General features: G+C 33.9%; 10 protein-coding genes and 2 pseudogenes. 4 read left to right on the top strand and 8 right to left on the bottom strand.

What is annotated here, in order from left to right:
* Positions 1-258 precede the first annotated feature (258 nt).
* Entirely contained in the window at positions 259-1,674 is a 1,416-nt protein-coding gene (locus AFK68_RS25500; protein WP_094676169.1) for an aldehyde dehydrogenase family protein, read from the top strand.
* A gap of 233 nt (positions 1,675-1,907) precedes the next feature.
* Here the strand turns inward: AFK68_RS25500 and AFK68_RS25505 are convergent, their stop codons facing one another.
* The 4 genes and pseudogenes from AFK68_RS25505 to AFK68_RS25515 all read right to left on the bottom strand — a co-directional run.
* On the bottom strand, positions 1,908-2,249 hold the full coding sequence (locus tag AFK68_RS25505) for a XisI protein (RefSeq protein ID WP_094676171.1): 342 nt from the start codon (positions 2,247-2,249) through the stop codon (positions 1,908-1,910).
* Complete coding sequence (locus AFK68_RS46450) at positions 2,237-2,452, bottom strand: element excision factor XisH family protein (protein WP_371357558.1); 216 nt, start codon at positions 2,450-2,452, stop codon at positions 2,237-2,239. Before AFK68_RS46450 ends, AFK68_RS25505 begins: the two co-directional genes overlap by 13 nt.
* Positions 2,453-2,539: 87 nt before the next feature.
* Positions 2,540-2,797: pseudogene (locus AFK68_RS46455) on the bottom strand (element excision factor XisH family protein); the annotation flags it as partial.
* Between the two features lie 536 nt (positions 2,798-3,333).
* Positions 3,334-4,658: pseudogene (locus AFK68_RS25515) on the bottom strand (FAD-binding oxidoreductase); the annotation flags it as partial.
* Between the two features lie 310 nt (positions 4,659-4,968).
* Here AFK68_RS25515 and AFK68_RS25520 point away from each other — a divergent pair.
* On the top strand, positions 4,969-5,253 hold the full coding sequence (locus AFK68_RS25520) for a type II toxin-antitoxin system HigB family toxin (protein ID WP_094676177.1): 285 nt from the start codon (positions 4,969-4,971) through the stop codon (positions 5,251-5,253).
* A complete protein-coding gene (locus tag AFK68_RS25525; RefSeq protein ID WP_094676179.1) occupies positions 5,228-5,644 on the top strand; it encodes a type II toxin-antitoxin system HigA family antitoxin in 417 nt (138 codons plus the stop codon). The genes AFK68_RS25520 and AFK68_RS25525 overlap by 26 nt, the downstream gene beginning before the upstream one ends.
* A gap of 312 nt (positions 5,645-5,956) precedes the next feature.
* Here the strand turns inward: AFK68_RS25525 and AFK68_RS25530 are convergent, their stop codons facing one another.
* Both AFK68_RS25530 and AFK68_RS25535 read right to left on the bottom strand, forming a co-directional pair.
* The gene (locus AFK68_RS25530; RefSeq protein WP_094676181.1) at positions 5,957-6,886 is read right to left on the bottom strand and encodes a DUF6714 family protein; all 930 of its coding nucleotides are present in this window, start codon (positions 6,884-6,886) and stop codon (positions 5,957-5,959) included.
* 454 nt (positions 6,887-7,340) lie between these two features.
* The gene (locus AFK68_RS25535; RefSeq protein WP_094676183.1) at positions 7,341-8,681 is read right to left on the bottom strand and encodes a cytosine deaminase; all 1,341 of its coding nucleotides are present in this window, start codon (positions 8,679-8,681) and stop codon (positions 7,341-7,343) included.
* 211 nt (positions 8,682-8,892) lie between these two features.
* Between AFK68_RS25535 and AFK68_RS25540 the strand changes: the two genes are divergently transcribed.
* On the top strand, positions 8,893-9,651 hold the full coding sequence (locus tag AFK68_RS25540) for a DUF561 domain-containing protein (RefSeq protein ID WP_094676185.1): 759 nt from the start codon (positions 8,893-8,895) through the stop codon (positions 9,649-9,651).
* 155 nt (positions 9,652-9,806) lie between these two features.
* On the opposite strand, the gene AFK68_RS25545 is transcribed toward AFK68_RS25540, so the two are convergent.
* Positions 9,807-10,040, bottom strand: a complete 234-nt coding sequence (locus tag AFK68_RS25545) for a hypothetical protein (protein WP_094676187.1) — start codon at positions 10,038-10,040, stop codon at positions 9,807-9,809.
* Between the two features lie 144 nt (positions 10,041-10,184).
* Positions 10,185-10,556 carry a hypothetical protein gene (locus AFK68_RS25550; protein WP_094676189.1) on the bottom strand — a complete coding sequence of 124 codons (372 nt, stop codon included), beginning with the start codon at positions 10,554-10,556 and terminating at the stop codon, positions 10,185-10,187.
* Positions 10,557-10,624: the final 68 nt, after the last annotated feature.

The following is a 10,624-nucleotide window of genomic DNA, read 5'->3' on the forward strand; positions in this document are numbered from 1 at the left end:
CAATTACCAATTATCCATTTAAAAGGAGAGGATTTAAACTTTTAGGGATTAATTATCCATTAGTAATTATTAATTATTAGTTATTAAACTATACTATAGTATCAAGGGAATAGGGAATAGGGAATAGGGAATAGGGAATAGGGAATAGGGAACAGGAAGAAGAGTAGAGACGAATCATAGTCAGATTGTTTGATGTAATTGCTATAATATACTCGTAATTCCTAAAATTCACTAAATCAAAAAAAATAAGCACGGTTTATGGTTAATCAACTCCAAGTGCGCAACCCACGTTCTGGCAAAATAGATTATTTTATTACCCCTCCAACAGCAACAGAAATTGCTGCTAAATGTATCAGCTTACGCACAGCACAAATTGAGTGGCAACAGTTAGGAATAGAAAAACGAGTTGAGGTAATCCAACAGTGGAAAAAATCTCTTTTGTCTGACCAAGAAAAGTTAAACAAAGCATTAGTAAATGACACAGGTAGAGTCATAGAATCAAGAATAGAAATTGAGTCTGTAATTAATAGTATAGATAGATGGTGCAACTTAGCGCCAGAACTCTTAGCAACTGGAGAAACAAAAACTACAACAATTCCATTTATTCAACTGCAAAATCATTTAATTCCTTATCAGTTAGTTGGTATTATTAGTCCCTGGAATTTCCCCCTATTGTTATCTTTAATAGATGCAATTCCGGCTCTACTTGCTGGTTGTGCTGTTATAGTTAAACCCAGTGAAATTACTCCTAGATTTATTCAACCTTTGTTAGAAACTATAGCTACTGTTCCATTTTTGCAGGATATTTTTACTGTTATTGAAGGAGCTGGAGAAACTGGTGCAAATTTAATCGAATATGTAGACTTTATTTGTTTTACTGGTAGTGTTGCCACAGGTAAAAAAATTGCTGAGGAAACAGCAAAAAAGTTGATTCCAGCTTGTCTAGAATTGGGAGGAAAAGATCCAGCAATAGTCCTTGATTCAGCAGATTTAGAGTTAGCAACATCGGCACTTTTATGGGGTTCGGTTGTTAATGCAGGGCAGTCATGTTTATCTATTGAACGTATTTATGTAGCCGAGTCAATTTTTACAGAATTTATTACTAAAATTACTGAAAAAGCCAAAAGTCTGAAGTTAAATTATCCTAATATTGAATCTGGAGAAATAGGACCAATTATTTCGGCTCAACAAGCAGATATTATTACCGAACATTTACAAGATGCAGTGAGTAAAGGTGCAGTTATTCATTGTGGAGGAAATGTAGAAAAATTAGATGGTGGTTTCTGGTGTTTACCTACGGTTTTAAGTCAAGTAAATCATACTATGAAAATAATGACTGAGGAAACTTTTGGACCGATAAAACCAGTTATGTCTTTTGCTACTGTCGAAGAAGCAATTAGGTTAGCAAATGATACGATTTATGGTTTAAGTGCTGCTGTATTTGCAGGTTCTGAAACTGAAGCTTTAGCAGTTGCTAGTCAGATAAATGCTGGTGGAATTAGTATTAATGATGCAGGTTTAACAGCATTAATAAATGAAGGAGAAAAAAATTCTTTTAAGTTTTCTGGTTTAGGTAATTCTCGGATGGGTGCTGATGGTATGAAAAGATTTCTGCGGAAAAAAGCGATTTTAACTAAAGTAAATTCTGTTCCTAATCCTTGGTGGTTTGATTAAATCCTAAAATTATATTATGGGATAGATGAAACACTTCAGTAGGGTGCATTAATGAAATATAATGCACCGTCTATCCTAGTAATTATCTCTATGGATGGTGCGTTACGCGATCGCTAACGCACCCTACTTTTCACTTTTTACTTTCTTTCCAAGCTTTCTTTTTTCCCGGATTTAATAAACCATAAGTTGATGAAATGTAACGCACCAACTGATACTAAATAAAATCCTATAATTTAAACAACCGCAAAATCAGTTAACTTGCGAGTTTCAGGATCGTGGAAAGCTAAAACAATATCTTCTTGAGGTACATTTTCCCTTAATAATTCATTAGCAATTCCTTCCTCAGTCCAATCTTCCTCAATATAAATCTTCTCATTTTTAATCCGAATATAAACAGAAATCGCTTTAATTCGTCTATCATTTTTCCAGCCAATATTAAACCAAAGATATTGACTTCTTTGGTCGTCAAACATTAATATCTCATCAATATCAGGATCGGGAACCTGTGCTGATATTTTTTGATAATTCGTTAAAATTTGTTTGATTATCTTCTGATAATGAATTAGCTTATCCATTTAATAATCTCCTCTTTTTTAATGTCAATCACTAATAGTAAAACTTGATATTTTTGCAGAATTAATTTAATTGCAACTTGTGCAAAAAACTTTTCATAAATTTTATTACCAACTGCTAAATAAACTTTAAAATCGGGATGTGTAAGAGAAAGAAATGTTTGATAAATTAAATATTGTCCTAATGCTGTTTCAAATTCATGCATCGGAGAACGACTCAGAAAACTTTTAATTTCAATCACAATTTGTTGCCCTTCCCTTGTGGCATAAATTGTTTTTTCACCAGCTAGATNAGAAAGAAATGTTTGATAAATTAAATATTGTCCTAATGCTGTTTCAAATTCATGCATCGGAGAACGACTCAGAAAACTTTTAATTTCAATCACAATTTGTTGCCCTTCCCTTGTGGCATAAATTGTTTTTTCACCAGCTAGATCGGCAAATAATTTAACTTCTTCATATTTAATAGGATAAGGGTCAAAAGTAATTGTCCAACCATCTTTAATTAAAGCATTTTTAACAGCTTGATGATAAGTATCTCTTGCTGGCATTATTTCCTTGTAATAATTGGAACTTGCTGATTAAATCTCAAAGTATTTACAGATAAATTTTTGAGCAATTTTATACCCTGAAAAATTTGGAGCTTTTCGGAATGATAGCTGAAAAAGTAAGCATTTTGAGGTAACGATGACAGAAAAATCACTTTGAGTATTATGAACGACCATCTTCGTCTATAACTCTTATTTCTAACTCTGTAGGGACGTTGCATACAACGGCCCTAACCTAACTCAACAAAAGGATTTTTTTTCTCCATGAATTGAGAGACTTTATACCTTAATTTTTCGATAATTATTAATTATCTTGGATGAAAACCATCGTATTGAAGCAAGTGCATAAATCTTGTTTCTTTAATTATCCATTATTAATTATTAATTATCCAACCAAGCTTTCATTTTTCCCGGATTTAATAATCCATAAGGATCTACCTTTTGCTTAAATTCTAACTGTTCAAAGTCTGTAGTTTTCATTCCCCCATCTTCCAAAATATAGGTATGAGGATTAAAAATCATTACCCCATTTTCTTCGNGGATTTAATAATCCATAAGGATCTACCTTTTGCTTAAATTCTAACTGTTCAAAGTCTGTAGTTTTCATTCCCCCATCTTCCAAAATATAGGTATGAGGATTAAAAATCATTACCCCATTTTCTTCGTGATATTCAATAATTTCATTTAGTCGTTCTTCTGAACTATAACGGACAATTTGTAATCCTACTGGTGTAGTTTTACCATCCATTTTCATAAACTCTAAGTGCATGATTACTTCATCACCAAAATGCCGATACATTTTTTCTACAAGTTCTAGATTTTTATCAGCAGGAAAACCACTTTGTAAATAAGTCAAATTTGTATCTACACTCCGAGCGTGTAATGTTGTATGGTTCCAAGTCAACTCATATATAGGTGTACCTTTACTTGCTTCTTCAGCAGTTTTTTCATAACAAATTTCACCCTTAAATTCTTTAAGCAAATCCTGAAAAGATGCCAAACTATATTCAGATATCATCAAAAAAGCACAATGTTTTCCTTCAGGAATTGAATTTTTTAAACCAGCAAAAAAACTAGGTATCGGCCAAGCAAAAACAGTAATTAATTTTTTGACAATTCCATCACTATCTCCCAATGCTTGAGCAAATTTTGCACAGGTCATAAAATCATCAAAAGTTACTATTAATTCTGCCCAGGGATAAGTAGGAGCTAAAGGTATTTCTAATTGAGTAATAATTCCATTTGTTCCATAAGCATGATTAACTTTTTGTACGTCATCTCCTCGCAATTCTATAACTCTTGGTTCGGATTCCATAGTAACAACTCGGACAGCAGAAACATTACCTCTATCTCTCAATCCACCATAATTAATTGAACCAATTCCACTACTACCACCACCGATAAAACCGCCAATTGTAGCAGTACGATAAGTTGAAGGAAACATCCTAATTTCCCAACCAATTTCTTTAGCTTTTTTATCTAAAGCCATTAATTTTACTCCTGGTTCGACGCAAGATAAACCAGGTTTAATCCAATTAATATTATTCATTTTTGTAGTGTCGAGAACTACCCCTCCCTCCAAAGGAATACATTGCCCATAATTACCAGTTCCCGCACCTCTAATTGTTAAAGGTGCTTGATATTTAACGCAAGTTTTAGCTATTTGTAAAACTTCGGATTCGTTGGTAGGACGAACAATTAAATTAGCTTTTTTATATTTCAGTTTGGATTCTAAAACAGGACTGAAATGATAATAGTCTAGAGAGAGTTTAATGACTTGATTTTGGTCAGTAATAATTTCAATATTTGTTATTTCTGATGCTAGGGCATCCCAATTTATTTGTTTTGTTTTAGTTGTTGTCATTAGTATTTTGAGTAATATAAAATTCTATAGTATCAGTACAATTCAATATCGTAGGGGTTTGGTGACCAAACCCCTACCAAAATTGGAATTTTTGCCTCTTTTAGAATCTTATTCTCTAAAGTAAGCAGATTTGAGATAAAAGGTTATTCTAACATTATTATAGTAATTTTTGAGAGAATACTGGGAAAAANGTAGGGGTTTGGTGACCAAACCCCTACCAAAATTGGAATTTTTGCCTCTTTTAGAATCTTATTCTCTAAAGTAAGCAGATTTGAGATAAAAGGTTATTCTAACATTATTATAGTAATTTTTGAGAGAATACTGGGAAAAACATTCCAATGCTAAACCTGGACTTTTACTATGGTATAATCGGGTATCAGATGCAGAGTTTCAAAACTTGAATGATTTACGGCAAACTTTTCCTTCAGCAGACTTAGTTGGAAATTTTACTGTCTTTAATATTGGAGGAAATAATTATCGACTCATTACTTACATTGATTACGAGTACAAAATAATTTTTATCCGCGCTGTACTAACGCACTCCGAATACGATAAGGAAAATTGGAAAAATGACGATTGGTTTCAAAACTCCTAACAATTATTATCTAGAATTAATTACTACATTTCCCCCTCGCCCCATAACTAATGATGCTGAATTAATTGCTACTCAAAATCGGATTAATTTTATTTTAGACAAAGGTTCCCTGACAAAAGAAGATCGGGACTATCTAAAAGTTTTAGGAATGTTAGTCTATGAATATGAAGAAGAACACGAACCAATTCCTACTATTAGAGGTGTTGAACTTCTGAAAGCTTTATTAGAAAAATCTCAACTTTCTCCTCAAGATTTAGTTCCTATTTTGGGCAATGAATTTATGGTATTAGAAGTATTGAATGGCAAATGTAAACTCTCAGAAAATCAAATTCAAGAACTAGCTAATTTTTTCCATATTTCTCCATCTTTATTGATAGATAATGAAAAGTAGTCATTGCGACGATAGGAAGCAATCTAAGGAGTCTTTTCCAGTCGCAATGACTTACAATAACTAACCAAATTATTTAATTTATAATGTTATATATAATCCGAATGAAAACCGTCATTGCGACGATAGGAAGCAATCTATGGGGTTGAGGAGATTGCTTCCTTCCACTCCGTTCCAGTCGCAATGACTTAGCTATAGTAATTATAGGGATTCTATATCAGGACTTACGCAGGAGAACCCAGAAACCNCAATGACTTACAATAACTAACCAAATTATTTAATTTATAATGTTATATATAATCCGAATGAAAACCGTCATTGCGACGATAGGAAGCAATCTATGGGGTTGAGGAGATTGCTTCCTTCCACTCCGTTCCAGTCGCATTCATCATCTAAAGGTTGACAAAATTGCCCCCAATATTCTAATGATTCAAAAGTATTATATACACCGTAATTATCATCAATACTCATAAAACGTAAAAATTTACAAATGGCTTCTGATTGTTTCCTTGTGAAAAGTTGTCTACGAGATAGATTAAAAGAGGATGGAATTAAAGAAAACATTGTAGAGTCAATAGAATTGTTATTGGAGGTCTCATAATTATTGATTGTCCATAAAATATAAGCAGGTAGATAGAAACGATAGCCTTTTTCATCTAAAAAGCTTAAAATATCAGATAAATTTTTAATTAACTTATCATTAGTATCCTGCCAATTATTGGGTAATAATTCTTCAAGGGATAAGTTTTTAAGCAAATCTTGGGAAATATATACTCCTCCTTTCTTAGCTAGAATATTATGGTAAATTTGTTGTTGCCGTCGCTCGTACTTATCTTCTTTTTTTAGAGAAACATTAAACATATAATCATCAATCATCCGAGCTTCAATTAAAGTAATTCCATCCTCTAGTTTTACTCCAGCAAATGCTTCCTGAATAGCCTGAATAACTTGTTGTTTAAAAATCTCTAATTTTTCGTCTAAAGTTTTCCAATTAGGCAGTCTAGCTTCACTTTCAGTCGGATTCCTTACGCAATCTCGCCATTCTTTTTCACAAACTCCCCAACGATTAAAATTTTGCTGTGCTTGTCTCAAAGTACAATCATTTGTGCCCCATTCGTCAAAATTATTAGTATCTTCCCAAAAACAAACTGGGCATATTTGATATGTTCCTGGCGGTGGTTTTTCTAGAGTTAAATAACCACAACAAGGGCAAGGATAAAATTTTGTTATTTTCGGTTTATTCATCAAACTTTATCGATTTTTATGATTAGATATTGTGGTTAATTTTTCTATATTAATCTTTAGTTGAGTAGTCCATTAGGGTGCGTTTCGGCTAAGATCCGACATGAAAAGGCGCTTACTACAAACTACAGTTGAACTGTCAAATATTACCTTGCGCCGTAACGCACCTTTGACTTCTAACTTGCTCAAGTTTTTAGTAGACTGAGACATATTAAATGGTGCGTTACGACGGATTTTTAAATCCTTTTCATAGTAGGAATTTTAGCCGTCTTTTCATGTCCGCTCTTAGCGGAAACACACCCTACTAGACTATTTGTGTTGGGTTTCCTACGTCAACCCAACCTACATCTTTTTCGATTTTTATGATTAGATATTGTGGTTAATTTTTCTATGTTAATCTTTAGGTATTGTTAAGGGGATAGGCGGTGCGTTACGCTTTGCTAACGCACCCTACAAACTACAAACTTTGCTTTTGAAACAAACTATCTAATTCACAATAATCAGGTAAAGTTGTATCAATAACTCCACCATTTCTCAATACCACTCTATCATGTTGAGACCGTGATAAAAGTTCGCTAAAATTCCTACCTTTAAACAGAATTAAATCCGCAGGTAATCCAACTCTAATTCTACCAATATTAGGCAAACCAATTAAATCCGCAGGAGTCTTAGTAACAGCATTCGGCCAATCCCCATAAGGTATATCTAAATGAGCAATTCTCACCGACATATTAAACACTTCCAAAACATCATGGTCGCCAAATCCAAAAAACGGATCGCGACAATTATCACTGGCAATAGCAACAGAAATTCCCTGTTTTTTCAACTCATGTAATAAAGTCACACCCCGCCATCTCGGAGTATAATTATCTTGCCTATTTTGGAGATAAAGATTACACATTGGCAGACTCACAATACTAATACTAGCTTCCTTAACTAACTCCAGAGTTTCTGTTACTTTTTCAGGAGTTTGTACAGCCAAACTACAACAATGTCCGCAGATAATTTCCCCAGAAAATTGATGACTAATTGCCTTCTCCGCAACCTTGTGTAAAACTCTAGAATTAGGGTCTCCATTTTCATCAGTATGTAAGTCTAAATTTAATTGTCTTTCTTTCGCCAGACTAAATAATTTATCTAATTCATTATCTACATCTGAACTCATAAATGGAACCGCTCCTAATATCCCACCAACATCAGCAATTTTATCCGCTAATTTTTCTCCTGCTTGAGTAAGATAATAATCCCCAGTAACCAAAGAAACAGGTTGTAATATTAATCTACCTTCCCACTCTTTTTGTAAAGTTTGAAATACCTCCAAACTAATATTTACCTCTTCTCCAAAACAGTCAAGATGAGTCCGAATAGCTTTTGTACCATGAGCATAACTACATTTAAGACCAAATTCCATCCGACGATAAATATCTTCAGCATTCCAATACTTTCCCGCATCCCTAGCACCCGCATCCAAAGCACCATTAAAACTACCATCTGAGTTAGGCGATCGCTCCCAAATATGTCCTTTATCTAAATGAGTGTGCATATCCACAAAACATGGCCACACCATTCCACCTTTCAGGTCAACAGTAGGAATGTCCCCAGTTGAAGGCAAGTCTGCTGAAGAATGGACAATTTGTGTGATGACTCCCTCTCTAATTTCTATATTTACTAAAGACAAACCTTCCCTAGTTTGACTTGATATCTCTGAGTCAGTTTCTATAAGACATACAGGTACATGAGCATTTTTTAACCAATAGTTAGAAGTATCAGAGATTACTGAAAATTTTTGATTGTTCATAATTTATTTTATCGGTAAATTTCATTAAGACCTCTCCCCCAACCCCTCTCCTACAAGGAGAGGGGCAAATATTCCCCCCCTTCCCTTGCAGGGAAGGGGGTTGGGGGGTTAGGTTTTTTTACCCACAATTTTAGTCTAGACACGCTACTACAGGGACTATCTCCGTGGCACAATAATGTAGAGAAAATTATTGGCAAAAGGATTAATTTCAATGATGACTGAATCTAGATTACAGACTGCATTAAAAAATGGCCAAGCTCTAAAAGTTATTAGTGGTTTGACTAATTTCGACAAAGATAGAGTCGCAGCAACCGTTAAAGCTGCAACTTTAGGTGGAGCAACCTTCCTTGATATTGCTGCCGATCCTAATTTAGTAGAGATGGCACGCAGTTTAACTAATTTACCTATTTGTGTTTCTGCTATTGAACCTGCTAAATTTGTACCAGCAGTAGAAGCGGGTGCTGACTTAATTGAAATTGGTAACTATGAGGCATTCTACGCTCAAGGAATGCGTTTTGAAGCAGAGGAAGTTTTACAGTTAACTCAAGAAACTCGCAAACTTTTACCTAATATTACTCTTTCTGTAACTGTTCCTCATCTTTTAGAATTAGATCGGCAAGTACAACTAGCTACTGAGTTAGTAACAGCAGGTGCTGATCTTATTCAAACTGAAGGTGCTGTCATTGCTAAACCAACTCATCCCGGAACTTTGGGTTTAATTGAAAAAGCAGCTCCTACTATCGCAGCAGCTTATGAAATTTCTCGTGCTGTCACTATACCTGTGTTGTGTGCTTCTGGTATTTCTAATGTTACTGCTCCATTAGCGATCGCTGCTGGTGCTGCTGGCGTTGGTGTGGGTAGTGCTATTAACAAACTGAATGATGAAGTAGCGATGATCGCTGCTGTTCGTAGTTTGGTGGAAGCTTTGGCAACTGTTAGTCATGTGAAAGCAGATGCAATGTCTGTTTAATTTGCTTGACTTGGAGAGTTTTCAGGTTAATGAACTACGTTAAAAAATGATAACCCTGTAGGGACGTTCGCATTTTTGTTATACAACGTCCCTACTCAAATCAAAAAGTCTGTCAGAAAATGACAGAAATATCTTATTTTGAAGTCCTAATAAATTTAAGTAATTAAGGTACTTTGTTCAACATTTATCATCCTTGCATAGAGAATTTGCTCATTAATTTCTAGATTATTGATTAAGCTTAAGCAAATTACAATACCATCACCTATTAATTCTCCTTCTATCTCTCCATACTCGACCTGTAAAATAATATTATCTGCCCGTGAATCATTAGAAACACTATCCGGATCTTGCCAGTTTCCCAAACCACTAATTTCTGTTGTTGCCTTCATAAAATTTAATGATTCAGATTTGAACCTAGGTACAGTTAATGTTAATAATTCCTGTTCAATTCTAGCAAATTTAACATGATTACTTTCTTCTCCAAATAATAGTGCAAAAAGTATATCTTTAGCTAGAATAAGTAATTCGTTACCCTAATTACTCCGATATTTTTCTGTTACTAAGTCAGTTCCTTTTTCTGGAGGATTATTAATTAAATAGCCATCTTCTATTAATTTACTCCGATCTCTTTTATCATACTTTTTGATAAAATCATTTAATTTTTCTCTATCCAGTGCCATGTCTTTGAGGCGTTCTATTCTTGAAAGCCGCTCTTGAGCTTTTTGTTCTTGAATAGCTTTAATATCTTTCTTTTTTATATATAAAGAATCTAAAGTTAAACGTATAATTTGCTCAATTAACCATTCTCGGTCTTGTTGTACTAAATAACTGCGTAATTTTTCCTCGAACTGAGGAGCTAGCTCTTCTTTAACAGAACTAACTATACCTTGAATATTCAGACTCATTTCTGTTCTCCTAAAAATTGGTCATTAAAATAATAGATATGTTTAATTTATTGCTCATTGTGTAATAT

Origin of the sequence: Hydrocoleum sp. CS-953, from assembly GCF_002260545.1 — a bacterium.
Classification (GTDB): Bacteria; Cyanobacteriota; Cyanobacteriia; order Cyanobacteriales; family Microcoleaceae; genus Trichodesmium.